The sequence below is a fragment of the Dickeya sp. Secpp 1600 genome, from assembly GCF_003049805.1.
In the GTDB taxonomy this organism is placed as follows: domain Bacteria; phylum Pseudomonadota; class Gammaproteobacteria; order Enterobacterales; family Enterobacteriaceae; genus Dickeya; species Dickeya fangzhongdai.
The window spans coordinates 2,294,806-2,319,646 of the sequence record NZ_CP023484.1; the positions used below are offsets into that span (position 1 = coordinate 2,294,806).

The 24,841-nt window shown below is 57.8% G+C and carries 23 protein-coding genes and 1 tRNA gene; 12 read left to right on the forward strand and 12 right to left on the reverse strand.

Annotated features, from left to right (window positions below):
• Window positions 1-38: 38 nt before the first annotated feature.
• Window positions 39-860 (reverse strand): cyanophycin synthetase, encoded by an 822-nt coding sequence (locus CPA59_RS10320; protein WP_255412295.1) that lies wholly within the window; start codon window positions 858-860, stop codon window positions 39-41.
• 558 nt (window positions 861-1,418) lie between these two features.
• Between CPA59_RS10320 and cueO the strand changes: the two genes are divergently transcribed.
• Window positions 1,419-3,113: a multicopper oxidase CueO gene (cueO, locus tag CPA59_RS10325; protein ID WP_107759234.1), complete on the forward strand. Its 1,695-nt coding sequence runs from the start codon at window positions 1,419-1,421 to the stop codon at window positions 3,111-3,113.
• A gap of 45 nt (window positions 3,114-3,158) precedes the next feature.
• Here the strand turns inward: cueO and CPA59_RS10330 are convergent, their stop codons facing one another.
• A complete protein-coding gene (locus tag CPA59_RS10330; RefSeq protein ID WP_107759236.1) occupies window positions 3,159-3,563 on the reverse strand; it encodes a helix-turn-helix domain-containing protein in 405 nt (134 codons plus the stop codon).
• Between the two features lie 102 nt (window positions 3,564-3,665).
• On the opposite strand from CPA59_RS10330, the gene CPA59_RS10335 reads away from it, so the two are divergent.
• Window positions 3,666-4,778 (forward strand): NADH:flavin oxidoreductase, encoded by a 1,113-nt coding sequence (locus tag CPA59_RS10335; RefSeq protein ID WP_107759238.1) that lies wholly within the window; start codon window positions 3,666-3,668, stop codon window positions 4,776-4,778.
• A gap of 58 nt (window positions 4,779-4,836) precedes the next feature.
• On the opposite strand, the gene CPA59_RS10340 is transcribed toward CPA59_RS10335, so the two are convergent.
• The 4 genes from CPA59_RS10340 to CPA59_RS10355 all read right to left on the reverse strand — a co-directional run bounded on the left by CPA59_RS10340 (window position 4,837) and on the right by CPA59_RS10355 (window position 7,950).
• Window positions 4,837-5,325 (reverse strand): NUDIX hydrolase, encoded by a 489-nt coding sequence (locus CPA59_RS10340; protein ID WP_038659168.1) that lies wholly within the window; start codon window positions 5,323-5,325, stop codon window positions 4,837-4,839.
• 214 nt (window positions 5,326-5,539) lie between these two features.
• Window positions 5,540-6,178 carry a ribonuclease T2 gene (locus CPA59_RS10345; RefSeq protein ID WP_038918900.1) on the reverse strand — a complete coding sequence of 213 codons (639 nt, stop codon included), beginning with the start codon at window positions 6,176-6,178 and terminating at the stop codon, window positions 5,540-5,542.
• Between the two features lie 458 nt (window positions 6,179-6,636).
• Window positions 6,637-7,242: a glutathione transferase GstA gene (gene gstA / locus CPA59_RS10350; protein ID WP_038920952.1), complete on the reverse strand. Its 606-nt coding sequence runs from the start codon at window positions 7,240-7,242 to the stop codon at window positions 6,637-6,639.
• Between the two features lie 102 nt (window positions 7,243-7,344).
• The gene (locus CPA59_RS10355) at window positions 7,345-7,950 is read right to left on the reverse strand and encodes an NUDIX domain-containing protein (protein ID WP_107759240.1); all 606 of its coding nucleotides are present in this window, start codon (window positions 7,948-7,950) and stop codon (window positions 7,345-7,347) included.
• Window positions 7,951-8,132: 182 nt separating this feature from the next.
• On the opposite strand from CPA59_RS10355, the gene CPA59_RS10360 reads away from it, so the two are divergent.
• Window positions 8,133-8,888 (forward strand): DeoR/GlpR family DNA-binding transcription regulator, encoded by a 756-nt coding sequence (locus tag CPA59_RS10360; protein ID WP_107759242.1) that lies wholly within the window; start codon window positions 8,133-8,135, stop codon window positions 8,886-8,888.
• Window positions 8,889-8,978: 90 nt separating this feature from the next.
• Here CPA59_RS10360 and CPA59_RS10365 read toward each other — a convergent pair whose 3' ends face one another.
• Window positions 8,979-9,917 (reverse strand): LysR family transcriptional regulator, encoded by a 939-nt coding sequence (locus tag CPA59_RS10365; RefSeq protein WP_107760801.1) that lies wholly within the window; start codon window positions 9,915-9,917, stop codon window positions 8,979-8,981.
• A gap of 101 nt (window positions 9,918-10,018) precedes the next feature.
• Between CPA59_RS10365 and CPA59_RS10370 the strand changes: the two genes are divergently transcribed.
• A complete protein-coding gene (locus CPA59_RS10370; protein WP_107759244.1) occupies window positions 10,019-10,942 on the forward strand; it encodes a carbon-nitrogen hydrolase family protein in 924 nt (307 codons plus the stop codon).
• Window positions 10,943-10,961: 19 nt separating this feature from the next.
• On the opposite strand, the gene CPA59_RS10375 is transcribed toward CPA59_RS10370, so the two are convergent.
• Window positions 10,962-13,511: a carbohydrate binding domain-containing protein gene (locus CPA59_RS10375; protein WP_107759246.1), complete on the reverse strand. Its 2,550-nt coding sequence runs from the start codon at window positions 13,509-13,511 to the stop codon at window positions 10,962-10,964.
• Between the two features lie 361 nt (window positions 13,512-13,872).
• Window positions 13,873-13,962, reverse strand: a tRNA-Ser gene (locus CPA59_RS10380).
• 272 nt (window positions 13,963-14,234) lie between these two features.
• Here CPA59_RS10380 and CPA59_RS10385 point away from each other — a divergent pair.
• Together CPA59_RS10385 and CPA59_RS10390 are read left to right on the forward strand one after the other, a co-directional pair.
• Window positions 14,235-14,972, forward strand: coding sequence for a phosphatase (locus tag CPA59_RS10385; protein ID WP_038918906.1), 738 nt, complete (start codon window positions 14,235-14,237; stop codon window positions 14,970-14,972).
• 46 nt (window positions 14,973-15,018) lie between these two features.
• Window positions 15,019-15,594, forward strand: coding sequence for a molecular chaperone (locus tag CPA59_RS10390; protein WP_100849484.1), 576 nt, complete (start codon window positions 15,019-15,021; stop codon window positions 15,592-15,594).
• A gap of 45 nt (window positions 15,595-15,639) precedes the next feature.
• On the opposite strand, the gene CPA59_RS10395 is transcribed toward CPA59_RS10390, so the two are convergent.
• The 3 genes from CPA59_RS10395 to mdtH all read right to left on the reverse strand — a co-directional run bounded on the left by CPA59_RS10395 (window position 15,640) and on the right by mdtH (window position 18,440).
• Window positions 15,640-16,203 carry a lipoprotein gene (locus CPA59_RS10395; RefSeq protein WP_038918909.1) on the reverse strand — a complete coding sequence of 188 codons (564 nt, stop codon included), beginning with the start codon at window positions 16,201-16,203 and terminating at the stop codon, window positions 15,640-15,642.
• A gap of 135 nt (window positions 16,204-16,338) precedes the next feature.
• Window positions 16,339-16,986: a glutaredoxin 2 gene (grxB, locus tag CPA59_RS10400; protein ID WP_107759248.1), complete on the reverse strand. Its 648-nt coding sequence runs from the start codon at window positions 16,984-16,986 to the stop codon at window positions 16,339-16,341.
• A gap of 248 nt (window positions 16,987-17,234) precedes the next feature.
• Entirely contained in the window at window positions 17,235-18,440 is a 1,206-nt protein-coding gene (gene mdtH / locus CPA59_RS10405; RefSeq protein ID WP_038918911.1) for a multidrug efflux MFS transporter MdtH, read from the reverse strand.
• 311 nt (window positions 18,441-18,751) lie between these two features.
• Here mdtH and rimJ point away from each other — a divergent pair, with 311 nt between their 5' ends.
• The 6 genes from rimJ to CPA59_RS10435 all read left to right on the forward strand — a co-directional run bounded on the left by rimJ (window position 18,752) and on the right by CPA59_RS10435 (window position 24,747).
• Window positions 18,752-19,336: a ribosomal protein S5-alanine N-acetyltransferase gene (rimJ, locus tag CPA59_RS10410; protein WP_033568451.1), complete on the forward strand. Its 585-nt coding sequence runs from the start codon at window positions 18,752-18,754 to the stop codon at window positions 19,334-19,336.
• A 25-nt stretch (window positions 19,337-19,361) separates the two neighbouring features.
• Entirely contained in the window at window positions 19,362-20,006 is a 645-nt protein-coding gene (locus CPA59_RS10415) for a YceH family protein (protein WP_107759250.1), read from the forward strand.
• Window positions 20,007-20,044: 38 nt separating this feature from the next.
• The gene (locus CPA59_RS10420) at window positions 20,045-20,959 is read left to right on the forward strand and encodes a Gfo/Idh/MocA family protein (protein WP_107759253.1); all 915 of its coding nucleotides are present in this window, start codon (window positions 20,045-20,047) and stop codon (window positions 20,957-20,959) included.
• A gap of 207 nt (window positions 20,960-21,166) precedes the next feature.
• A complete protein-coding gene (gene murJ / locus CPA59_RS10425; protein ID WP_107759255.1) occupies window positions 21,167-22,702 on the forward strand; it encodes a murein biosynthesis integral membrane protein MurJ in 1,536 nt (511 codons plus the stop codon).
• 657 nt (window positions 22,703-23,359) lie between these two features.
• Window positions 23,360-23,935, forward strand: a complete 576-nt coding sequence (locus tag CPA59_RS10430) for a DUF4255 domain-containing protein (protein ID WP_107759257.1) — start codon at window positions 23,360-23,362, stop codon at window positions 23,933-23,935.
• On the forward strand, window positions 23,935-24,747 hold the full coding sequence (locus CPA59_RS10435) for a hypothetical protein (RefSeq protein WP_107759259.1): 813 nt from the start codon (window positions 23,935-23,937) through the stop codon (window positions 24,745-24,747). Before CPA59_RS10430 ends, CPA59_RS10435 begins: the two co-directional genes overlap by 1 nt.
• Window positions 24,748-24,841 lie beyond the last annotated feature (94 nt).

The following is a 24,841-nucleotide window of genomic DNA, read 5'->3' on the forward strand; positions in this document are numbered from 1 at the left end:
TTTCCGGTTGCCGAGTGGCGGCGTTTTTATCCGCTCAATTAATGCTGTGTGATGGTGTTTTCCTGTTGAATCAGCAGCAGGATTTGCCGGTAAAGGGCTTTCACGCGCTCTCGTTGCTCCGGTCCTAGCGCTGCGTAATTGTTTAATCCCGGCGCAGAATTGATTTCGATAATATTCCAGGGCTGTGTAGCGGCATCCGTACATAAATCACGACAGATAATATCCACGCCGGCGATACGCAGCCCCAATGACGCCGTGGCCGTTATTGCCAACTCGGCGAAGCTTTGATGGATGGTATCGGTAAAATCCACCGAGGTTCCGCCAGTGGAGAGATTGGCGTTATCAAGAAGAAAGGTTTTCTGCCCCGCAGGCAGAATGGTCTTGCGGCTCAGGCCCATATCGGCCAGTTTGATATCGATACGCGGGTCGTGCGGGTTAATCTGGCTGCCGGGGCGCCCGCGATGAGTCAGACTCTGTTGCGCCGCGACCAGCAGTTGCTGGATTGTCCGCACGCCATCGCCATAAACGGCCAGCGGAAATCGCTCGTATGCCGAGATCACGGTTCCACCCAGCACCACCACCCGGTAGTCCCGCCCCTGACACACTTGTTCCACCAATAACACATCCGTGCGGGAAAAAATATGGTTGCAGATCGCCGCCATCGACGGCATATCATAAACTTTGGTGACCCAGGCTCCCTGACTCAGATTGTTGGGTTTTACAAATACCGGCAACCCGAGCGAGCCGGCAAACCGTCCGGCGGCAGCAATGCCTCTTCTGCTTTCCGGCGCCAGTCGGTTATTCAGCGTTTCCGAAAAGAAGGTTTTTCCCAGCGGCACGTTAAACCCATTTTTGCGCAAGAAATATTTCGTGTAGGACTTGTCCTGAGCGATAGCGGAGGATGCGGAAGGATTAAGGTTGAGATTGGTGTTTTTGAATAAATGTTTCTTTCCGTCAGGGAATATTATTTCACCGACAAAACTGAATTCCGGCTCAAATTCGATTTGGATGCCTAATGTGGGTGCTATTTCTGATAGCAAAGCGGAAACAAAGGGATAATTCATTTTTCATCTCGCTATACGGTGTATTACCGATAATGACATTGTCTTCGGCGTTATTATTGCAAAGCGAGGTGCGGGAGCTGAAATGCGCTGGAGTAAAATCAGAGTGGTCCGAGTAAAGCATTCAGCGGTTATAGCGGCTGAATGATGAAAAATAAAAATATATCTACTGTTTAATAAAAATGTCTTTTTGTTGTTCCTGAGACGGGCTTGGATTCTGTCGAGCCTTATATTCACAGTACGGAAATACGCAGTGGAACGGAATAAAAACGCTTGACCTTCCTGTTACTGGAAGGTGCAGTCTGCCAGCGACTACCAATCATTTTCCTGAATGATATCCGCATGGAGGAGAGACGTATGCGTCGCCGCGAGTTTATCAAATTGGGCGCCATGCTGGGGGCGGCTAGCGCTTTGCCCTGGTGGAGCCGTTCCGTCTGGGCCGAGGAGCGCCCGACCTTGCCGGTGCCGCCGCTGCTGGCGCCGGATGCGGGCGGCAATATCGCCCTGAAGTTGCAGACCGGCAGCATGCGCTGGCTGACAGGGCTGGAAACCGCCACCTGGGGCGTCAACGGCGGATTTCTGGGGCCGGCGCTGCAACTGGAGCAGGGGCAGGCGGTGATCCTCAACGTTACCAACACCCTACCTGAAACCACAACGCTGCACTGGCATGGGCTGGAAATTCCGGGCAATGCGGATGGCGGTCCGCAGGCGGAGATCGCGCCGGGCAAAACCTGGACCGCCGCGTTCCGGGTCGAGCAGCCGGCGGCGACAGCGTGGTTTCATCCGCATACCCACGGAGTGACCGGCCGTCAGGTGGCGATGGGGCTGGGCGGCCTGATTCTGATTCAGGATGCCGCCAGCCGGGCATTGCCGCTGCCGTCGCAGTGGGGCGTGGATGATATCCCGCTGATCCTGCAGGACAAACGTCTGGATACGAAAGGGCAAATTGACTATCAGCTGGATGTTATGTCGGCGGCGGTCGGCTGGTTTGGCGATCTGATGCTGACCAACGGCGCGCGCTACCCGCAACATGCTGCGCCGCGCGGGTGGCTGCGGCTGCGGGTCCTGAACGGCTGTAACGCACGTTCGCTGACGCTGGCGGCCAGCGATGGGCGACCGCTGTATGTGATTGGCAGCGATGGCGGACTGCTGGCGGAGCCGGTGGCAGTGAGCGCATTGAACGTACTGATGGGTGAACGTTTTGAGGTGCTGGTGGATGCACGTGACGGTAAGGCGTTCGATGTGGTGACGCTGCCGGTTACACAGATGGGGATGAGCGTGCCGCCGTTTGATCAGCCCTTGCCGGTATTACGCATTCAGCCAACCCTGCAACCCGGCGCCGGCACGCTGCCGGAAACGTTGGCGACACTGCCGGCGCTGCCGTCAATGTCGGGGCTGAAAACGCGCCAACTGCAGCTAACCATGGACCCGCAGCTCGATATGCTGGGTATGCAGGCGCTGATGCAGCGCTATGGCATGCAGGCGATGGCGGGCATGGATATGGCGGGACACGGCGCTATGCAGGGGATGTCGCAGGGTGGTATGGACATGTCGTCATCCTCGTTGTCCGGAATGCAGCATGGCGGTATGAGCATGAATCATGGCGGCATGGATCAGGGTGGAATGAATCACGGAGGTATGAACCACGGAGGTATGAACCACGGCGGTATGAACCATCAGACAGGTCAGGCGTCGGCGCCGCTGGATATCCTGTCCGGCAACCGCATCAATGGCGCGGCGTTCCAGATGGGGCAGCCCCTGTTTGACGTCCGGCGCGGCGACGTCGAGGTGTGGAACATTTCCGGGCAAGGCGACATGATGCTGCATCCCTTCCATATTCACGGCACCCGTTTTCGCATCCTGTCTGAAAATGGCAAACCGCCCGCCGCACACCGGCGTGGCTGGAAAGACATTGTGCATGTGGAAGGCGCTCGCAGCGAGGTGCTGGTGCAGTTCAATCATCCGGCGCCGAAAGAGCGGGCGTTTATGGCGCATTGCCATCTGCTGGAGCATGAAGACACCGGCATGATGATGTCGTTTACCGTGTCCTGATACCGCTCGCCTGACAGGCGATGTCCGCGCATTGACGACCTTCATTCAGGCGTTGCTGTCGGACATCGCTCGGGTTTGTTCTTCCTGCCGTTGATCAAAGACTTCCCGCGCCAGCGCCACCTGCGGCAGGTATTCCACCGTCCAGCGGTAAAGCGCCTGAAACGGTTCTTTCAGGGTGTGTCCGAGCGGGGTGATGTGGTATTCCACCGCAATCGGCGAGAAAGTCAGCACCCGCCGCTCCACGATACCGTTGCGCTCCAGTTTGCGCAGACACTGCGTCAGCGCTTTTTGCGTAATGCCTTCCAGGCTGCGTTTGATTTCGTTAAAGCGTAGTGGTTTTTCACACAGCGCGCCCAGCACCAGCACCGACCATTTATCGGCGATCTGTTCCAGCAGAAAGCGGCTGGGGCAGTTGGCATGCGAGAACGGGGGTACGCAGGGTTTCAGCATATAGTGGTTTCCTTTAGGCTACCTGGTAGCATTCATGTGCCTGATTGACACCAGGTTTACATTGTATACCATCACGGGTTCATGCCCAAGGAGATGAATTACATGGCTAATACTGAAGTTCTGTTCCGTCCGTTTACGCTAAAAACGCTGGAATTAAAAAACCGTATCGTGATGGCGCCGATGACCCGCACCTTCGCGCCTGAAGGCATTCCGGGCGATGATATTGCCGCCTATTATCGCCGTCGGGCGCAAGGCGAGGTAGGCCTGATTCTGTCGGAAGGCACCGTGGTGGATCGTTCCGGTTCGCGTAACCATCCCGGTATTCCGTTCTTCCACGGCGAACGCGCGCTGAATGGCTGGCAGAAGGTGATTAACGAGGTCCACGCCGCGGGCGGCAAAATGGGGCCGCAGCTGTGGCATGTCGGTTCGGCGCCGCTTAACGGCGTGGATTGGGAGCCGGATTACATCGAAAGCCCGTCTGGTTTGTTCTCGCCGGAGGTGGAACGCGGCCATGCCATGACCGATGAAGACATCGCCGATACCATTTCCGCATTTGGCCGCGCGGCTGCCGACGCGAAACGTCTGGGTTTTGATACGCTGGAACTGCACGGCGCGCACGGCTACCTGATCGACCAGTTCTTCTGGGGCGGAACCAACCAGCGCACCGATGCATTCGGCGGCGCGACGATCAAACAACGCGCACGGTTTGCCGCCGAGGTAGTGAAGAGCGTCCGCGAAGCGGTAGGACCGGACTTCCCGTTGATTCTGCGCGTTAGCCAGTGGAAACAGCAGGATTACAGCGCCCGTCTGGCGCCGACGCCGCTGGCGCTGGAAGACTGGCTGGCGCCGCTGGTGTCCGCCGGTGTGGATATTCTGCACTGCTCCCAGCGTCGTTTCTGGGAACCGGAATTCCCGGATGTGGATGGCGAAAACGGCCTGAACTTCGCCGGCTGGACCAAAAAAGTGACCGGTGCGGCCACGATCAGCGTGGGTTCCGTCGGGCTGTCGGATGAATTCTTCAGCGCCTTTGCCGGCAAAGGCTCCAACCCGGCTAGCCTCGATAAGCTGCTGGACCGCATGGCGCGTGATGAGTTTGATTTGATCGCGGTGGGGCGTGCGCTGCTGACCGATCCAAACTGGGCCGCGAAAGTCCGCCAGCAGGAGCTGGAAACCCTCAAAGGGTTCGAACCGGCTTCCCTCGGCCAACTGGTGTAAACGTTATCAGGCCCCGGCGCGCCGGGGCTATTGCTTCCGTTTATCGCATTTACGGCGGTTATAGCATCCGAATCGCGGCGTTGACGACAAAGCGACTCTCTTCGCTGATGGGGCAGTCTTCCGGAATATCCGCAGGCTGACGCACGATCTGCCAGGCATCGTGCTCTTGTCCATTCAGACACACCTCTTCCTGCATGACGTCGACCAGAAAATTCCACTGACGAACTTTCTCGTTAACCGGCGTCAGATAATCGAAAAAGCCCAGATAATGACGGATATAACGCAACCGCAGGCCGGTCTCTTGCTGTAATTCCCGCATCAGGGTGGCAAGCAGGTTGTGATCGCCGGGCTCGCGGCTGCCGCCGGGGATCTCCCAGTGGCCGGGCAGCACCGGATCGTTGGCGCTACGGCGCACCAGCAGAATTCCGCCCCGGAATACTACCGCGGCAGCCATTGTCTGACGGGTAATCCCTTCCTGTTGCGCCTGAAATTCAAACTGGCACAACATCCTGGTGTAGGTGCTGTCCTGAGGTGAAAACAAAAACATGCTGTATACCTGCACTGGGGTGAATGGGGTATGTCCAACCGGGCATGCTAACGATCCCGGATGACAGTGATATTTCACATGCAGAATAAATACAATAGAAATCTTTACAAAAGTAAATATTGTTATTCAATGTATCTACATTCACTGACAGTAAGCCCGCCGTCAGGCGGGCTAAAAGGAGCATTCTACCGTGCGTCAGGCATGAGAGGACGGATCAACGCACGTTAGGAACGCGGATGTTACCGTCGCGACACTGGGTTTTTACCGCTTTGCCGCAGGACTGGAAGTTCAGGTCTTTGTCCATACAGACGCGGATTTCAGACAGTTCCGCGCCGCTGCAAACTGCGACGATACTCTCTTGCGGCAGCGCGGGATTACTCTGGTGAAACGCGGTCAGAATCTGCTGCGCCGTCAGTTGCAACGGCTTGACCGGCGCCTGGAAACTGGCCGGAATTTTCACCTTGGTCAGCGCGTTATCTGCCGCCTGAAGGTAACCATTCGCTCCCAGTCCGCTGCAGGTACCGTGCTTGGTCCATTCGTGGGTGAGCAAGGTATCGGTGGGGAACAGGGTATTGCCGTATTTGCGCTCCTGCGCGGTAAGCGCGGTAATCGGCGGGCAGTCCTGCGGCCAGCCGCCGTTGGCATATTGCGGCCATAAACCGTGCAGCACAAAGCCATACCCTTTGGTGCATTGTTCATTATTGGCGTGGGTCAGGCAGAAAGTAGGCGACCAGGATAAGGTCAGCAGGTAGTAATCAAAAACGCCCGCCTGACCTTTGGCCTGAACGGCGGGACTGGACATGATGCCGGCAGCCAGCATCAATCCGGCCAGTAACGAACATATTTTCTTCATAACCCTCTCCTGTCGTGTATTTCTGTGTTTCAGGCACGCATTCTCGTGCCCAATTTGTGTTGATAAACGCATTCGGATGCGATGAGCACACCCCTGAACACGGATAAATAACCCATGAACCTTTGCCATTGACCTTATTTTTTAAGATCGAAAACGGGGAATAAATAACCGTAAAACCTGTGCGATGATCGCAGACAGGTGTAATAGTGTATGAAGATAAAAACGCGAAATGTCAATTTTCAGGGAGGGTTTTATTAAAAACGTCTGTTGAATAAACGGGTTGGCGAGCTGTGAATCTAAGGGGCGATTTATCGTTGGTTGTCATCCTAAAAAAAGAAAGACGCATAATAATCGAAGTGAAATAAATAAAGATGACAAGTAATTCTTTGGCTAATTATTATTTTTCCCCACCCGGTGGGGAAAAGAACATGTGCGCGGTACGCGCACATGAATAACCATCAGTCGCGGTGTTCCGCCGCCAGCGTCGCTTTTACCGCCGGTCGTTCGGCGACGCGCGTCATATAGGCGTTAAGCGCGTTCAGGTCGGCAAGCTCAATACCGACGTAACCAGCCCAGCGCGTTACGGTGAACAGGTAGGCGTCCGCCACACTGAAGGTGTCGCCGCAAAACCAGGGCTGGGTGCTCAGGCGCTGATTAATACGGTTGAACAGCGTGCGCAGACGTTCACGCGCCGTGGCCTGCGTACTTTCGTGCGTATTCGGGCGAAAGAGCGGCGAGAAGGATTTGTGCAGTTCGGAACTGATGAAGTTCAGGGCTTCCTGTAACTGGTAGCGGCCCAGCGTACCGTTTTCCGGCGCCAGCGCTTTGGCAGGAGCCTGATCGGCCAGATATTGCAGGATGGCGACGCCTTCGCTCAGGCGCGCGCCATTTTCCAGCTCCAGCAACGGCACTTGCCCGGCGGCATGGATGTGGTAGTAATCGGAGCCGTCTTCCAGCGTATGCGTGGCAAGGTTCACGGGGACTGCGGTAAAAGGCAGCCCGGATTCGCGCAGAATGATATGGGATGCCATTGAGCAGGCACCGGGAGAATAATACAGTTTCATCATGATGATTCAGTCATCCATTATTACGTTCAGGATTATGTTCAGGGGAACGGCGAGTTATTACACTCGCCGAAAAACTTATCAAAATTCAGTGAATTGGCATTAACGCTTCGTGCCGTCGAACGGCAGGCAGCGATGCAGTGCGACGTATTGCACCAGCATGATGGTTTTGGCGTCCATAATCGTGCCGTCGTCAATCGCCGCCAGTGCCTGCGGCAGGGTCATTTCCAGCGTTTCCACGTCTTCGCCTTCGTCCTCCACGCCGCCGCCCGCGCCGATACGGGAATGGTCGTCGTATTCGCCCAGAAAGAAGTAGAGTTTTTCCGTCACCGAACCGGGGCTCATGTACGACTCCATCACCTTGCGGACATTAAATACCCGGTAGCCGGTTTCTTCCTCCGCCTCGGCGCGAATACGCACCTCGGGTTCCTCGTGGTCGAGCAGGCCGGCGGCGGCTTCAATCAGCATCCCGTCGTGCCCGTTGACGAACACGGGGAAGCGAAACTGTCGGGTCAGCAGCAGCGTCTGTTTCTGGCGATGATACAGCAGGATAACGGCGCCGTTGCCGCGATCATAGGTTTCCCGGCTCTGCCGCTGCCAGGTGCCATCGCGGCGCAGAAAGTCGAAGGTGGTTTTTTTCAGCAGATACCAGTCGTTAGCCAATACAACGCTGTCGATAATGCGTATCCGGTCCCGTGTGGCAAGCATCATGACTCTCCTGAACAAGTAGTGAGCGGTTATCCTAACGTAATCTTTCGTGCGATCTCAATTGTTATCATGCAATTTCGTGCATTCATTTGTGCCGGAAAGCGTGCTAATAACCATAAAACGTGCAAAATCAGGCAGTATCAGGTAAATAAGGGGGGTGACTGACTCATTCGGGGAACATCATGCTGACCACGCAGCGTAAACAGCGGATTCTGGAACAACTGGCGGCCGAAGGGCAGGTGCTGGCGAAACAATTGAGCGAGGCATTTGGCGTATCGGAAGATACCATCCGGCGTGATTTGCGGGAGCTGGCCAGCGAGGGCCGATTGCAACGAGTGCACGGCGGCGCGTTGCCCGCGTCCGGCACGGTGGTCAGCTTTGAAGCGCGCAGCCGGATGGCGACACGCGCCAAACATCAGCTGGCGCGGGCCGCGGCCGCCATGATCCTGCCGGGGCAGGTGGTGATGATTGACGGCGGCACCACCAGCGGCGAACTGGTGAAATCTCTGCCGCTTACGCTGACCGCCACGGTGGTGACCCACAGCCCGAGCGTGGCGGTGGCGCTGGTAAACCATCCGGGCATTGAGGTGGTATTGATTGGCGGGCGTCTCTACAAACACTCTCTGGTGGCGGTGGGTGCCGCTGCGGTGGAAGCGCTGGCTCCGATTCGGGCCGACGTGTTTTTTATGGGGGTGACCGGCGTGCATCCGCAGGCGGGGTTCAGCACCGGCGATCTGGAAGAGGCGTATATCAAGCGGGCGCTGGCGGCGCGCGCGGCGGAAACGGTGGTCATGGCGACGCAGGATAAGCTGAATGTGGCCTCCCGCTATGCGATTGGCGAATTAACCATGGCCGGCACGCTGATTGTGGAATCCACCGTCCCGGATGAGGTTATTGCGCCTTTTGCGCAGGGCGGGTTAAGCCTGGTTCGGGCTTAGGCTCGGTAATACGACGTGAGCGCTATCGTAATGGGAGAACGTGCAGAAACGTGCATGACGCGGCCTATACGCCAGTGCAAACGTCGACTATCACTGCTCAGATAACGGGCGAGCCGGCGCGAACCACTGAAACTCGCCCGCCAGCTGGCTGAGCGTTTCACGCACCAGACGAACCGCGCTGTCACGGATGACGGTCGGCCGGAATCCCAGCTCGATGGCATAATCCGGCATGGACAACGGACAAGGCAGGCAGCGCAGATGTGGCGTACGGGCGGCGATGGCCTGAGCGGCGTGGGCGGGCAGCGTCGCCAACAGGGTGTCATCCTGCAACAGCCAGGGGATCGCGGCAAAATGGGTGGTGGAGGCGGCAATACGCCGACTGAGCCCCTGTTCCGCCAGCTGTTCATCCACCAGCCCGATGTGCCCGCCGTGCGAGATCAGCAGGTGCGGCGTCTGAATAAACCGCTCCAGCGATAGTGCGGTCACGTCACGGACCACCAGACAGGCATAGCCGCCGCTGGCGACCTGTACCTTCGAGAGTGAGCGGTAGCTGAAGCCGCCAGCCGTCAGCGCCAGATCCAGTTCGTGGCGCAGCAGCAGGTCCGCCGCGATCTGACTGTGGGCCTGACGAAACACCAGCCGTAATCCCGGCGCCCGCTGTTGCAGGCGGGCGATCAGCGCCTGCCCCAGCGCCAGTTCAAAATCATCCGACAGCCCCAGGGTTACGGTGCGGCCGGCATACGCCTGCGGATTGGGTTGAAGCAACGTCAGCGTTTCACGGCACTTGTTGAGCGCATCGCTGACCAGCGGTTGCAGCTCATGTGCCCGCGGCGTCGGCATCAAACCCCGTCCGGTACGCACGAACAGCGGGTCGCCGTACCACTGCTTCAGCCGTTTTAGCGCCGCGCTGACGGCGGACTGGGTGATGCCGAGGCGTAAGCCGGCCCGGCTGGCGCTGCCTTCCTCGTATAACGCTTCAAAGGTTTTGAGCAGGTTCAAATCCAGACTGCTGATATTTATTTCATTCATATCAATCAACAACGAAATGGGCTTCATTCAACTCAGCGGGATAGGCAGCATATCACTATCGCTGGCCCGTCTGGCCATCGCAACTAACCGGAGAACAAACTATGGCGACATCGGTGGTGGCAGCATTGCAAATCGGGAGTTCACCCGCCGGCAAAGCAGCGACGCTGGAGGCGATTCTGGCATGGGAAGGGGACATTGCCCGCAGCGGCGCGAAGCTGGTGGTAATGCCGGAAGCGCTATTGGGGGGATACCCGAAGGGCGAGACGTTCGGCACCTATCTGGGCTATCGCCTGCCGCAAGGGCGCGAAGCGTTTGCACAGTATTACCACCACGCCGTCGATCTGGATGGCGAAGAGTGTGCGGCGCTGGCGGCGTTGTCGGCTCGTACCGGCGCCACGCTGGTGGTGGGCGCCATTGAACGCGACGGCAACACGCTATATTGCACGGCGTTGTTTTTCACGCCGGAGGCCGGGCTGGCGGGCAAGCACCGCAAACTGATGCCCACCGGCACCGAGCGGCTGATCTGGGGGCAGGGCGACGGTTCCACCCTGACGGTGCTGGATTCACCGGTGGGTAAAGTCGGCGCGGCGATCTGTTGGGAAAACCACATGCCATTGCTGCGTATGGCGATGTACGGCAAAGGGGTACAGATCTGGTGCGCGCCGACGGTGGACGAACGCGATATCTGGCAAGCCTCGATGCGGCATATCGCCCACGAAGGGCGCTGCTTCGTGATTACCGCCTGTCAGGTGCAACCGTCGCCTGCCGCGTTGGGCATTGAGGTGCCCGGCTGGGATCCGCAACGACCGCTGATCAACGGCGGCAGCCTGATCGTCGATCCGCTGGGCAACGTACTGGCCGGGCCGCTGACCGGTCAGGCCGGTTTGCTGACGGCGGAAATCGACACCGACCTGCTGGTCGGCGCCCGTTATGATCTGGACGTGGTCGGCCACTACGCCCGGCCGGACGTGTTCTCGCTGACGGTGGATGAGCGGGAGCGCTCATCAGTGAAATATCAACGGTGATAAGCCACCCCTGAACCGCTCATCGAATATCGATTTCATACCACAGGGTACGATAGCGCTCATCGACGTTCAGTATGGCATGTTGCGTGCCGCCGACCGGTATCGGAGTCTGCCGCTGGCCGCGCGCGTCAAGCGCCCAGGCGCTGACCCGGGACGGCGCAACCGGCAGGGTGATACGGGCGCCGATGCCTTCGACCAGCACCGGCCCGGTGCCGAATTGGCTGCCAATGGTGGTTTTTGCGGCATCAAGCCAGTGCTGGCCGGTGTTTTCCTCCTGCCCCAGCGTCGTCAGCAGAATGCGGCTCGGCGCGGTGAAACTTTGCCCATCCAGTACGGTCGCCAGCAGCACTCCCCAGTCGTTGCGCGCCGCCGTCACTTCCAGCCCGACGCCGTGTGCGTCATAAACCTGACCGAGCCGGGCGCCGATTAGCCCTTTACTGCGCGGCGTATCGACCACCACGGTTTTTCCGCCGATGCCGTCCACACCCCAGATCAACTGCCCGGTGCGGCTACGCACCGGCCATGACGGTGGTTCGCACGCTGGCGTGGCGATGCTGACCCACTCTGCCAGCGCTGCGTCGCGCGGCGCGCCCAGGCTGTCCGCACCCGGCAGGCGGCCGCCCTGACGCAACGCGTCGATAAAGACGGTGCGATCCGGCATCGGCTGTGGTTGCGGCTTGTCGGCGCGCACATCCTCACGCCGTAGCAGCGCGGCGGCAGCCACCAGACTGCTCATCTTGACCGGGTTAGCGACGCTGTCGAAGTAGTCGGTGATAAAGTCGGCCTGCCAGTTACGCTTACTGGCGCCATAGTTGTAAACGGCGATGCCATCCCAGTCCTGCAGTGCGCCATAGGCGGCGGCCAGCGGCATCGCCTCGCCTTGCCAGAGGCTGGGTGCCGGATGGTTGTACTCGCTGACGATAAACGGCTTGCCGGGGACACGATGTAATGCCAGGTCGGCAAGCGTGCCGCCGCCGGGAATACCGGCCATTGGCGAGTTGCCAATAAACCAGTTGTTGCGATCCCAGGGTTTGCCCGGAAAACGCGGGTGCTGCCAGTAGGCATGACCGTCAACTACGTCCAGCGCCTGCTGGATGGCCGCAGGGCTGTAGGAAACCTGCGTTCCGATGACTGGCGAGCGTACGCCCAGTTCACCTTTCAGAAAGTCCCGCATGTTTCGCCAATACTGCGCTTCGGTGTCCCACAGAAAGCTCAGCCAGTCGCGCTGGGCCGCGACGGTCCGGTTCAACCGGGAGGCAAACGGAATGACATCGAGCGTGCCGCGCGTGAGGCTCTCATCGGGTTGTAGTCCGAGCAACCCGCCGCTACGAAGCCGCACATGGGCGATGTCCAGATGACCGGTATCCAGCCCGAGGCCGCCCAGTGTGAGCCGTGCCGTCGCGTCGTCTTGCTGCGGCATAAATGTCACCGTGACATCCTGCCAGTCGGTGCCGACCGGGATTTTCTGCGACCACAACGTTTGCCAGGGGGCGTGCGCCTGCATCGCCTGTACGGACAGCGTCAGCGGGTGATCGGCACGTAACCGGAGCGACAACGTATAGGCGTGGCGGGTTTGGAACGAGAGGTGATTGTAGTGCAACTGCGTATGCCAGCCGAGCTGCCCCGGTGTCGTCATCGACAGCATCAGTCCGGAATCTGTTGCGGCGAGCGTCGCGCTGGCGCCGCCAAGCGTTTGCAGCACCCAGCCTGGGTCGCTGCTTTTCGACGCGATCCGCTCTGAAAGCATTTCCGCGCCGTAAGGCTCTTCCCGCACGCCCCAGCCCGCGCGTAACGCGTCGTCATCAGCATAACGATGTTCGAGCCAGACACGCCATTGACGGGCGAGCTCGGTGCGAAACGGCGCGGGCATCATGTCGAGCGAGCCAGACCGCCATTCCCGGATCAATCCGTCTTCGTTATTGATCTCGACGAACGCCACGGCGGGTTCATCAGTATAGCGATGACCGGTGTAAGGATTGCGGTGCGTCAGCAGGACGCGGGCATACTCCTGCTGCTGTACAAACATCGGCGGATAAAACAGGTCGACGCCTTTCCAGTATTTGGGCCCATCCGCCCAAATCTCCCCCATGCCGGGATATTGTCGGCCGACGTGCAAGTTGAGATCGGCGTAGATGCCTTCTCGCGCCAGCGCCGCGATAAAATAATCGACGCGGTCGAGGGTGTCTGGGTCAAGGGTGCGCAGATCGCGCTGTAGGATGCCGTCGGGCGTAGGGCGGGCGTCCATCAGATGAAAACGCACCAGATTGATGCCGAAACGCGCCAGACGGCGGGCGATAGCATCCGCGTCGGCATGTGTCGGCGCGGTCGAACCAAAGACGATATTAACGCCGAGGAATCGCAGCCGCTTACCGCCAACGGTCAGGTGGCTGCCGTCGACCGTCACAAACCCGCGTGCGCCTGCCGGTTTGTCGTTCCATGACGAAAGGTCGGTGATGCTGCCGTCGGCGCGGACATCCAGCGGCAAAGTAAAGGGAAATAGTTCACCAGCGATTGCGGGGAAGGTCAGCGACAACGCCAGCGCCAGTACCACCCTACGGATTTGCATCATGTGACGTACTCCCGCAACGGATAGGGGATCGGTTCTGATGGCAGGTTAGCGTATCCGTAATCGTAGGGCCAGAGCGCTAATAGTCACCGCAGGTGATGTAAGCTGGCGGCGATATTGAATTGTGACGTCGATGCTTATTCGCCGTTCTTGTGACCCAAAAAACAGGCTTGTAGCTGGGAAGTGATGGTTGAACTGGCCCGCTCGGGATTGACTCGCGCGGAGCGCTCGCCCTACGGACCGCCTGCGGCGGTCCCAAAACGACAAGCCGTTTTACCGAACCCTGTCGCGGATTCTCATCCGGCCGATCATCGGTTTAAAAACAAAAACCCCAGACTTTCGTCTGGGGTTTTTGTTTTTAATCTGGCGGTGAGGGAGGGATTCGAACCCTCGATACGTTTTCACGTATACACACTTTCCAGGCGTGCTCCTTCAGCCACTCGGACACCTCACCGGGTCGTTGCCATCAGGGGCAACGGGGCGCTACTCTAGGGAAAATCCGCTGCAGCGTCAACACACTTCTTTCATAAAAACGTGCGTTTAGCCAAACTTAGCGCAATATGCTGCTTTACTCGCCAGTTCGTGTTGTTGACCGGTGGTTCGGGCGTGCAACGAGGTGGCGAATGTTTCAGTTCTGTTAATTTGTGGTTATCGCGCCGACGCCTCGGCTGTGCCGGTGCGGGATAAATGCTATGCTGGCTTATCAATGCCGAGTCAGGAGAAACCATGTATCCCGTCGATTTACACATGCACACCGTCGCCAGCACCCACGCCTACAGCACCCTGCATGACTACGTGGCTGAAGCCAAAGCCAAACAGATCCGCCTGTTTGCGATTACCGATCACGGACCGGATATGGCGGATGCGCCGCATTACTGGCATTTCATCAATATGCGCGTCTGGCCGCGCGTCGTGGACGGTATCGGCATCCTGCGCGGCATTGAAGCCAACATCAAGAATCTGGCGGGCGATATCGACTGCACCGGGCCGATGCTGGATTGCATGGACCTGATTATCGCCGGTTTCCACGAACCGGTGTTTCCTCCGCAGGACCGCGATACCCATACCGAAGCGATGATTGCCGCGATGGCGCAGGGCTCGGTGCATATCATTAGTCATCCCGGCAACCCCAAATTCCCGATTGATATCCGCGCGGTTGCGCAAGCCGCCGCCAAATATAACGTAGCGCTGGAACTGAATAACTCGTCTTTTACCCATTCCCGTAAGGGCAGCGAGCCGAATTGCCGAGCGGTGGCCGAAGCGGTGCGCGATGCCGGCGGTTATCTGGCGCTGGGGTCGGATTCGCATATCGCCTGGTCGCTGGGCGAGTTTCCGCATTGTGAACGCATTATGCGGGATGTTGATTTTCCGCAGGATCGCGTGTTGAATGTCAGCCCGCGCCGGGTGCTGGATTTTCTGGAGCAGCGCGGTAAGCCCGCGATTCCGGAGTTTGCGGATTTGTGACGTTGTCACCTAGACGTGCCGTCATGTCTTTTTACAGGTTGATGAGATGAATGAATTTTCCGTAGTGTGCCGTATTCTCGGCACGCTGTTTAACCGCCCGCCGCAGGATCCGCTGCTGGCGCCGTTGTTTAATCTGATTGCGCAAGGCAAGCTGGCGCAACAATGGCCGCTGGCGCAGGATGAGCTGATGGCGCGCTGGCAGCGCAGCGTTGATTTGCCGGCGATGAGCGCGGATTATGACGCATTATTCGGCGCGCAGCCGTCGGTGCCGCCGCGACGTTCCAGTTGGGATCCGGCAGAGCAGGAAGCTGAGGTGCGCGCGTTTTTGCAACAGCGTGGCATGCCGCTGGGCGACGGGCCGGTGGACCATTTCGGCGCCTTGCTGTTGGCCGCTTCCTGGCTGGAAGATCAGGCGAAGGAGGATGAAACCGCCGCGCAGTCGGCATTTTTTGACCGCTACCTGCTGACATGGAGCGATCGCTTTCTGGGCAAGGTGGAAAGCCATGCCACCACCGCGTTTTATCGTACGCTGGCGATCATTTGCCGTGAAGCGCTGGAAGCGATGCGGGATGAGCTGGCGGAAGACGACGAAGAGTCGGATGACGAGGCGTCTGAACAGTAAAAAGTAGGTGGCGAACGCCACCCGTTTGTTTCTTATCGGTCAACATTAGTCGGTCAACATGATAACCAACTGGCCGGGCTTCACTTCGATGCCTTTGGCCAGTTTCTTCGCCAGCGCTTCTTTGTTGTTGCGCTCCGGGTTCAGCACGTAGGCGGGTTTTTGGTCAAAGTAGCTTTTCAACGACTGATTCAGGTAGGGCGTCAGCGTTTGCAGCACCGTTTGTAATTTCTCCGGCTGAACGCTGTAATCCACCAATTCCATGTCTTTCAGATAGATGGCGCCTTCGTCCTTGTTGAACACCGGCTGCGCTTTCAGCGTCAGTTTCATGTCTGCCTGCTGTTTACCCAGCAGCGAACTGATATCGACCTTGGCGTTGCCGCTCAGCGTCACTTTGCCGGGTTCCGCGCGACCGATCTGGCTGGTCAGCTCGGTCAGCGTAATTTGCGCATCCACCACGCCGGGAACGCCCAGTTGCTTCTGGTAGTCATTATGCTGTTGTAAATACTGATTGATTTCCTGCTCGCTCAGGCTGTATTGCGCCAGCTGGTTGCACCCGCTTATCAGCAGTGTCCCCAGAAGCGCCAGAGCGGCCAGTCCCGATTTTTTCATTGTTATAACCTCTTGTTTTCCATGACTCCCTCGCCGAGCGAGGAATGCCGGCAGGGTGCGTTATTCCGGTGATATCGCCAATAGGAATAGACCTAAACGCCGCCGTCAGCCGGTAGTGACGGCGGCAACAAGGGGTTATTGCGCCTGTTCGATCAGCAGATCGATGTCGGCATTCTGGGACAGCGTGTTGCAGTAGGCGGCGACGGCCGGCGGGACATTGACGTCGGCGACGATGGTCAGTGAGCGCAGCAGGGCAAACAGATTGATGTCATCCAGCGACAGCGTGCCGTTGCACGCCTGCGGCGAAACAATCAGCGGCGCCAGCGCTTGCAGGTCGCTTTCCAGTTGGCTGATCAACGCGGCTGTCTGGCTGAAATGGGTATCGAAGCTGCCGATTTGCCCCTCTTTCTTGTGGATAAAGTAGTTGCGGCCGGCGTCGGTAGCGAACTCTTCGAAGTCGGCGCGGGAGAAACGCGGAATCAGCAGACGCGGCGCGTATTCATACACCTTGCGGATCCAGGCGTCGATGGCCGGATTGACGGGGCCGGTCAGTACCGGTTTGCCGTCCAGCGCGTCGACGTATTTCACGATATCCAGACTTTCCGGCATGTAGCTGCCGTCCTCTTTTTGCAGAATCGGCACCATTTTCTGACCAACCATCGAAATCGGCGTGGCTTCATCCTCGTTGGACAACACGCGCAATTCCACCGGCAACTGCTTCAGGCCGAAAATCATGCGTGCCTTCACGCAGAAAGGACAATGTTCATAGACAAACAGTTTCATACCGGAACTCCTTGGGTTGAGCGGCGTCGTATCGGACGCTACCGCGATCATGATGTCGTGCGGGATTATCTATCGTCAGCGCCGGCTCGTCCATGTGCAATGTACGTCGCAAAAAAATGTACGTCGCAAAAAATGTGCGTCGCAAAAAATGTTCGTCGTAGCCAATGTGCGCTGTAACCGGTGGAAATTGAAGATAAAAGCGGGGCGACGAGAGCGCCCCGTGCGATGGTAGGGTCTGGTGCGGTGGATCAGTGCTCGCTCAGCATGGCGGGTTCGATGCGTTTCAGATGGAACTGCCAGTACAGGGCGGCCAGGGTCAGCATGCCGATGATGCCCAGCATGCACCAGGGCAAGGCCGGTTGGCCGAGCGCTTTTCCGGTATCGAACAGCCAGCCGCCGCCGCTGTAGCCGAGCGCGCCGCCCAGCGCCAGCCCCATACGGCTGAACCCCATATAGCTGCCGCGGGCGCGGGCGTCGGCCAGCGATGCGCCCAGCGTTTCCCGCGCCGGCTCGGCGATGATGGAGCCAATGTAAAACAGCCCGATCAGACCCAACAGCCATTGCAGGCTGGTGACCATACCCATCGGAATCAGGCTCAGGGTCATGATGAACAGCCCGAACATTAGCCGCTGTTCCAGACGGTAGCGTTTTTCACTCCAGCGGGCGACCGGGTAAAGCAGCGTCAGCGATAGCGCGGCTTCAATGGCGTACATCCATTTCACCGCGGACGGCGTGCCGGCCAGTTCGTTAACCATGATCGGCATCATCAACAGCACCTGTACGCCCAGCATGAAGTAACCGGTCAGCGTCAGCACATAGACGACGAAGCGACGGTCGCGCATTACCCGCATCATTCCTTCGCGAATCGGGGTGCGAATGGTGGAAATGCGATAGGCGGGCAGCAGCAGGGCATTCAGCGCGGCCGCCAGCACGAACACCGCCGCGCCGGCCCAGCACACTACCGAAAAGTTGTATTGCATCAACCAGCTACCGATCAGGGCGCCAATCACTGCGCCGGCGTTGTCCTGCATCATTAACAGCGAGAAAAAGCGGCTGCGTTCGTGCGGCCGGGTCAGCTTGATGACCATCGCGTTGCGCGGCGGCTCGAACAGGGTGCCGCCCAGCGCCGACAGCACGCAGGAGAGCATCAGCATCAGCGGCGTAGTGGCCAGCGCCATGAACACAAAACCGGAGGCACGCAGCAGCATGCCGGTGACGATCATCGGTTTGGCGCCGAACCGGTCGGCGATGGCGCCGCCGAAAATGCCGAGCCCCTGCTGGGTGAATTGACGCAGACCAAGTGCTACCCCGACCGTTAGCGCCGCCCAGCCCATCTGATCGACAAAGCGAATGGAAATCAACGGGAATACCACGAAGAAACCCAATACCACCAGCATGTTATCCAGCAGCAGAAAATATTTACCCAGGCTGCGGGCCTGCGTCATCAATGACATGTTTCACCACGAGGAAAGAAGAAAGGAATGCAGCCTGTCTATTCTCTCGCCGATTGCGCCGTTGCGATAGAGTACCCGGCTAATAAATTTTTTTATCGTTCAACAGTTATCTGACGCGCAGTTTAAGAAAAAAAGTCAGTACGGCGTGTCGATTGTGCAATAACTCGGCGGTCATGATTTTACGCTATGGAATTTATGTGTTTATAGTAAGCGCTATTGGTGATTTATCCTGTTATGGCGTCCGCCGCGTCGGCGTTGACCGCATCAATAAAATTTATTCATCGACAATCCGTCACCTGAGGGGGGAAGGCATGTTTGGCTATCGCTCAACGACACCCAGGGTCCGTCTGACCACGGATCGGCTGGTGGTCCGTCTGGCGCACGAACGCGATGCCTGGCGTCTGGCTGAGTATTACGCGGAAAACCGTGATTTTTTGAAACCCTGGGAGCCGGTACGCGATGCCAGCCACTGTTACCCTTCCGGCTGGCAGGCGCGGCTGAGCGTGATCTGCGATATGCACAAACAGGGCAGCGCCTACTACTTTTTGCTGCTGGACCCGGATGAAAACGAGGTGCGGGGCGTCGCCAACTTCAGCAACGTGCTGCGCGGCTCTTTCCACGCCTGCTACCTCGGCTATTCGCTGGGTGAAAAGTGGCAGGGACAAGGGATGATGTACGAGGCGTTGCAGTCGGCGCTGCGCTACATGCAGCGTCAGCAACATATGCACCGCATCATGGCTAACTATATGCCGCACAATCAGCGCAGCGGCAACCTGCTGGCCCGACTTGGGTTCGAAAAGGAAGGCTACGCCAAAAACTACCTGTTGATTGACGGCAAGTGGCAGGACCACGTACTGACCGCCCTGACCAATAATGAATGGACGCCGATGCGCTGAGCATGCGGGTGAATGAGGATGAGCCATGAAATATCAACTGACGCCCCGCGAAGCGCGGGTAATCGGGTGCCTGCTGGAAAAACAGGTAACTACCCCGGAACAGTACCCGATGTCCCTGAACGGCCTGACCGCCGCCTGTAATCAGAAAACCAACCGCGAGCCGGTGATGGACCTGACGGAAAGCGAGGTGCAGCAAACGTTGGACCTGCTGGTTAAACGGCATTTTCTGCGCACCGTCAGCGGTTTTGGCAACCGGGTGATGAAATACGAACACCGTTTCTGCAACTCCGAGTTCGGCGACCTGAAATTTTCGACGGCCGAAGTGGCGCTGGTGACCACCTTGCTGCTGCGCGGCGCGCAGACGCCGGGCGAGCTTCGTACCCGGGCTGCCCGTTTATACGAATTTGCCGATATGGACGAGGTGGAAAACGTGCTGCAGCAGTTGCAGCAGCGCGAGGACGGGCCGTTTGTGGCGAGACTGGCGCGGGAGCCGGGCAAGCGCGAAAGCCGCTTTATGCACCTGTTCAGCGGCGAGGTGGCGGATGTCGCGCCCTCTGAACCCGTCGACGAACCTGCCGAAGGCGGGCTGGCCGCGCGAGTTTCCGCACTGGAAAACGAGGTCGCCGAGTTACGGGCGCAGTTAGCCGATTTACAGGCGCGCCTTGCCTGACAACAGCCTGAATGCAGCACGTTACCGGGAGCGAGAGCATGAAATCATTACGTATCGGGGTGGCCGGATTGGGCGATATCGCCCGCAAGGCCTATTTGCCGATCTTGTCGCACGCCGATCACTGGCAACTGACGGGCGCCTGGTCGCCGGGGCAGGAGCGGGCCCGGCAGCTGTGTCAGCAGTACCGTATTCCTTGCTTTTCCTCTCTGGACGCGTTGAGCAGCCAGTGCGACGCGGTGTTTGTACACAGCAGCACCGCCAGCCATTACGACGTCGTCAAAACGTTGCTGCTGGCAGGCAAACACGTCTATGTGGACAAGCCGCTGGCGGAAACGCTGGCGCAGGCGGAAGAGCTGGTGGCGCTGGCGGCCAGCCGTAATCTGTTGCTGATGGTGGGGTTCAACCGTCGCTTTGCGCCGCTTTATCAACGGCTCCGGCAACTGCGGCCTTTTCCGGACAGCCTGCGCATGGAAAAACACCGCATCAATAATATCGGGCCGCATCCGCTGGCGTTTACTCTGCTGGATGACTATCTGCACGTGGTGGACACCGCCTTGTGGCTGGCGGACGCGCCGGCCACGCTGTGCGGCGGCCTGCTACGCTGCAATCCGCAGGGGCAGTTGATTTACGCCGAACACCAGTTCCAGAGCGCTTATGGGGTGATCACCACCAGTATGCACCGTCAGGCCGGCAGCCAGCGTGAAAGCGTGCAACTGGTCAATGATGGCGGCTGGTATCAGGTGGATAACCTGCGGGAGTGGCGTGAAGAGCGCGGCGGCACGGTGTCGCTGCATCCGGCGCCGTCCTGGCAGAGCACGCTGGAACAGCGTGGTTTTGCGGGCGCGGTCCGGCATTTTATCGACGCGGTGGTTTCGCACACGCCGCCGTTAACCTCCGGCGATCAGGCGTTGCATGCGCAACGGGTGATCGAGATGTTGTTGAGAAAACGCTGAAAAAAACAGCGGCCATCGGGCATCCGTGTGGCTATTGGCGGTGCAATCGACTAGGCTGTGTGCCGCGATAGCCGCTGCGGCGTTACAGGTCAGAGTCAGTACTTCTGTTGCCGGCACTGACCGTCGCGGGCGGTTTGACCGTCATGGACATGGCGGACGAGCCGGTTTTACCCGCCATCCTCTCTTTCCCATACTCAGAACAACTGAATGAATCTACTGAAATCACTGGCTGCGGTCAGTTCCATGACCATGCTTTCCCGTGTGCTGGGGTTCGTGCGTGACGCGATCGTCGCCCGCGTGTTCGGCGCCGGTATGGCGACCGACGCGTTTTTTGTGGCGTTCAAACTGCCGAATCTGCTGCGGCGCGTTTTTGCCGAAGGCGCGTTTTCCCAGGCATTTGTGCCCATCCTGGCGGAATACAAGAGTCAGCAGGGCGAGGAGGCGGCGCGTACCTTTCTGGCCTATGTGTCCGGGATGCTGACGCTAATACTGGCGTTGGTGACGGTGGCCGGGATGCTGGTTGCGCCCTGGGTGATCATGGTGACCGCGCCGGGGTTTGCCTCGACGCCGGAGCGCTTTGAACTGACCTCGGCGCTGCTGCGGGTTACCTTTCCCTATATTTTACTGATTTCGCTCACCTCGATGGCGGGGTCGGTGCTGAATACCTGGAACCGTTTTTCGGTGCCGGCGTTTGCGCCGACGCTACTGAACATCAGCATGATTGGTTTTGCGTTGCTGGGCGCGCGCTGGTTTAATCCGCCGGTGATGGCGCTGGGCTGGGCGGTCATAGTGGGCGGGGTGTTGCAACTGGGCTACCAACTGCCGTATCTGAAGAAAATCGGCATGCTGGTGCTGCCGCGCATCAAGTTCCGCGACCCCAGCGTCAGCCGGGTGATGAAGCTGATGGCGCCGGCGATCCTCGGCGTGTCGGTCAGCCAGATTTCACTGATCATCAATACTATTTTTGCGTCGTTCCTCAGCCAGGGGGCGGTGTCCTGGATGTACTACGCCGACCGGCTGATGGAGTTTCCATCCGGCGTGCTGGGCGTGGCGCTGGGGACGATTCTGTTGCCGTCGCTGTCGAAAAGCGTCGCCAGCGGCAATCAGCAGGAGTATTCACGGTTGCTGGACTGGGGGCTGCGGCTCTGTTTCCTGCTGGCGCTGCCGGCCACGGTCGCGCTGGGGGTGCTGGCCAAGCCGCTGACCGTGGCATTGTTCCAGTACGGTAAGTTCAGCGCCTTCGACGCGCTGATGACCCAGCGTGCGCTGGTCGCTTACTCCATCGGGCTGATGGGGTTGATTCTGGTAAAAGTGCTGGTGCCGGGTTTTTACGCACGACAGGATATTAAAACGCCGGTAAAAATTGGCATGGTGACGCTGGTGATGACCCAACTGATGAACCTGGTATTCATCGGCCCGTTGCAACATGCCGGGCTGTCGCTGTCGATTGGTCTGGCGTCCTGTCTCAACGCCGGGTTGTTGTTCTGGCAGTTGCGTCGTCAGCGTATCTTTGAACCTCTGCAGGGCTGGAAGGTATTTTTGATGAAGCTGGTGACGGCCGTTGTGGTGATGTCTGCGGTACTGCTCGTGCTGAATCTATGGATGCCACCCTGGGAGCAGGGCAATATGACGGAGCGGATGTTGCGTCTGCTGGTGGTCGTGGCAGCTGGCGTCGTTAGCTATTTTGCCTCGCTGGCGGCACTGGGGTTCCGCCCGAAAGATTTTTCCCGCCGTAGCATTTGATGCGTCACTGCCCCATAGCCGTGGGGCAGTCTGTTTTATTCTGCAGATAGCAGGCCATTCAGTCGTGACTGAATGGCCTTTTTTATTCGTTTGGTTCGCACGCATCATGACAGGCTGTAGACTAAAATCATTTTATTGTCTATTGAACCGCCGTTATTTTTTAGCGAAAAAGTCTGGCGTATAAATAAAAGCAAATTCAATGAATTATGAATTTTTTATTTATACTCTGGCGCATCTGTGGTTTTTTCGGATTTTCTGCTTATACTGAAAAACAACTGTGGATGATAAAAGGGATGTTGCGAAACAGCCTGATCCTATTCATTTTTCAATAATATTAACGGAAAGCAGATTACAGCCGGAGGCAATACACAACGTATTCAAATTGCATACGACGCCACCTTATTCATCATAAAATAACCGTTTGTCATCAGATTTTTTCTGACGCGTGTTGTGTTGTCTTTTTTATATTTCTCTCTATATAAAAGACAGATGAATTATTATCGTTTTCTTTACGCAAAAATGATTTTATTTTTGCGCAGACTGGTTTTGTGTGATTTTTTTGCGGATTAATTTTCGCGACATACCCGAAATAATTCGAATTACAGGAAAACTGCAATCCTGCAACCTGAAGTATGGCGGGTATATAAGGGATTTCTGATGATTGATGACGCGCTAGGCTATGTTAAAAGCATATTGAGCCAACAATTATGCCATCAATTTGACAGTGACGGCGAACTGGTCGTGGTGAATAATCTGGTGGAGCTGAATGGCAGCTATCCATTGAAAAATCAGAATAAGATGGTGCTGACGCTGATCAATCTCGAACATGAAACTATAAAGCCCTTTTATGGCGGCCGTTCAGCGAGCAGCCCGGAAAATACCAGCGTCAGGCAAATAATGCCTGCGGTAAGGTTTAATCTTGACGTTTTATTTACCGCGCACTTTGACGATTACCATGAAGCCTTGAAATTTCTATCCGCCACCATCGCCTTTTTCCAGGCGAGCCCCACGCTGGTCAGACAGAAATTTCCCGATATGCCGGATGATTTAACGCAGTTGCAATTCGAAATAGAGAATTCATCCTATGAAAAAACGCAAAATCTCTGGAGCGCATTAGGCGCGCGGTATCAACCATCGATTATTTACAAAATTCGTCACATCGCTATTCAGTCGAATCAGATTGCGGGTGAAACACCGGTATTGCAGCACGTCACCAATAAGGTATCGCCCTGATGTTTGCGATCGCGGAACTCATCTTGCAGCACCACTATTTTCCGCAAGGGGACTGGCGGGAAGCCTCGCTGGTGCCGGATGAATACACCCGGCGTCAGATGCGGCGCTTTGGTTTGCAACTGGTGGCGTTCGGCAATACGTGGCGCTTCTATGGGGGTGCGATAACCGGGCGGGCGGCATTCCTGCAGTATTACGCCACGCTGGCGGATGCACAGCCATTCCGTTTTTGGGTGGTTCAGCCCCGTCCGTATTTTGTGCTCATCACCGATATGCCGCTCGACTGGCAAGGCGTGCTGGGGTTTAGCAGCCAGCGCGTGATGAGCGAGGGCGCCGCTCAGGATACTGTTCAACTGATCGCCGGCGCGCCGGCGAGCGACGATGCGCCGGATGGCGCGGTGGCGGAGATCTGTTGTCATCCGGATGACCTGGCGACCCGACAATCCTACGCCGTCAGTTTGCAACCGCGTGCCACCACCTGGGAGTACCGCGTGATTCCGCGCGGCCAGATCCGGCTACAAGATCCGCAGGTGGTGGATACCTCCGGTCAGGTAGCGTTCTCGTCGCCTGCCGCGTTGACAGCGGAATCCGGTGAATCGGACGGGTGGGTTACCCGCAGTATGTCGGCGATCGCCTTTCAGCAGGTACCGGCGCAGCGCCTGTCGCTGATGGACAGCCAGCTTGCCGATACGCCCGATGGCGGCGCCCGGCAGCGGCGCATCTTATCGGCGCTGCCGACCCCGGCGGGCACTCAGCCGTTTACACACCGCGCCGACGATAACTTGCCGGTATCGGTCATGTATGTGTACGTCTGACCGACGCGGCCGGTCGGCGGCAAACCGCGGTTGAAGGGCGACAGCCAGACGCTATCGGGCAGCCAATCAATGAAGTACAGGAATTTCACTCAGT

Coding starts and splice junctions, on each gene's coding strand:
- rimJ (WP_033568451.1), top strand. CDS start 18,752: ATGTTTGGCTATCGCTCAACGACACCCAGGGTCCGTCTGACCACGGAT.
- grxB (WP_107759248.1), bottom strand. CDS start 16,986: ATGAAACTGTTTGTCTATGAACATTGTCCTTTCTGCGTGAAGGCACGC.
- cueO (WP_107759234.1), top strand. CDS start 1,419: ATGCGTCGCCGCGAGTTTATCAAATTGGGCGCCATGCTGGGGGCGGCT.
- CPA59_RS10430 (WP_107759257.1), top strand. CDS start 23,360: ATGATTGATGACGCGCTAGGCTATGTTAAAAGCATATTGAGCCAACAA.
- CPA59_RS10415 (WP_107759250.1), top strand. CDS start 19,362: ATGAAATATCAACTGACGCCCCGCGAAGCGCGGGTAATCGGGTGCCTG.
- CPA59_RS10345 (WP_038918900.1), bottom strand. CDS start 6,178: ATGAAGAAAATATGTTCGTTACTGGCCGGATTGATGCTGGCTGCCGGC.
- CPA59_RS10365 (WP_107760801.1), bottom strand. CDS start 9,917: ATGAATGAAATAAATATCAGCAGTCTGGATTTGAACCTGCTCAAAACC.
- CPA59_RS10340 (WP_038659168.1), bottom strand. CDS start 5,325: ATGTTTTTGTTTTCACCTCAGGACAGCACCTACACCAGGATGTTGTGC.
- CPA59_RS10355 (WP_107759240.1), bottom strand. CDS start 7,950: ATGCTTGCCACACGGGACCGGATACGCATTATCGACAGCGTTGTATTG.
- CPA59_RS10330 (WP_107759236.1), bottom strand. CDS start 3,563: ATGCTGAAACCCTGCGTACCCCCGTTCTCGCATGCCAACTGCCCCAGC.
- murJ (WP_107759255.1), top strand. CDS start 21,167: ATGAATCTACTGAAATCACTGGCTGCGGTCAGTTCCATGACCATGCTT.
- gstA (WP_038920952.1), bottom strand. CDS start 7,242: ATGAAACTGTATTATTCTCCCGGTGCCTGCTCAATGGCATCCCATATC.
- CPA59_RS10395 (WP_038918909.1), bottom strand. CDS start 16,203: ATGAAAAAATCGGGACTGGCCGCTCTGGCGCTTCTGGGGACACTGCTG.
- CPA59_RS10420 (WP_107759253.1), top strand. CDS start 20,045: ATGAAATCATTACGTATCGGGGTGGCCGGATTGGGCGATATCGCCCGC.
- CPA59_RS10370 (WP_107759244.1), top strand. CDS start 10,019: ATGGCGACATCGGTGGTGGCAGCATTGCAAATCGGGAGTTCACCCGCC.
- CPA59_RS10385 (WP_038918906.1), top strand. CDS start 14,235: ATGTATCCCGTCGATTTACACATGCACACCGTCGCCAGCACCCACGCC.
- CPA59_RS10375 (WP_107759246.1), bottom strand. CDS start 13,511: ATGATGCAAATCCGTAGGGTGGTACTGGCGCTGGCGTTGTCGCTGACC.
- mdtH (WP_038918911.1), bottom strand. CDS start 18,440: ATGTCATTGATGACGCAGGCCCGCAGCCTGGGTAAATATTTTCTGCTG.
- CPA59_RS10390 (WP_100849484.1), top strand. CDS start 15,019: ATGAATGAATTTTCCGTAGTGTGCCGTATTCTCGGCACGCTGTTTAAC.
- CPA59_RS10435 (WP_107759259.1), top strand. CDS start 23,935: ATGTTTGCGATCGCGGAACTCATCTTGCAGCACCACTATTTTCCGCAA.
- CPA59_RS10335 (WP_107759238.1), top strand. CDS start 3,666: ATGGCTAATACTGAAGTTCTGTTCCGTCCGTTTACGCTAAAAACGCTG.
- CPA59_RS10360 (WP_107759242.1), top strand. CDS start 8,133: ATGCTGACCACGCAGCGTAAACAGCGGATTCTGGAACAACTGGCGGCC.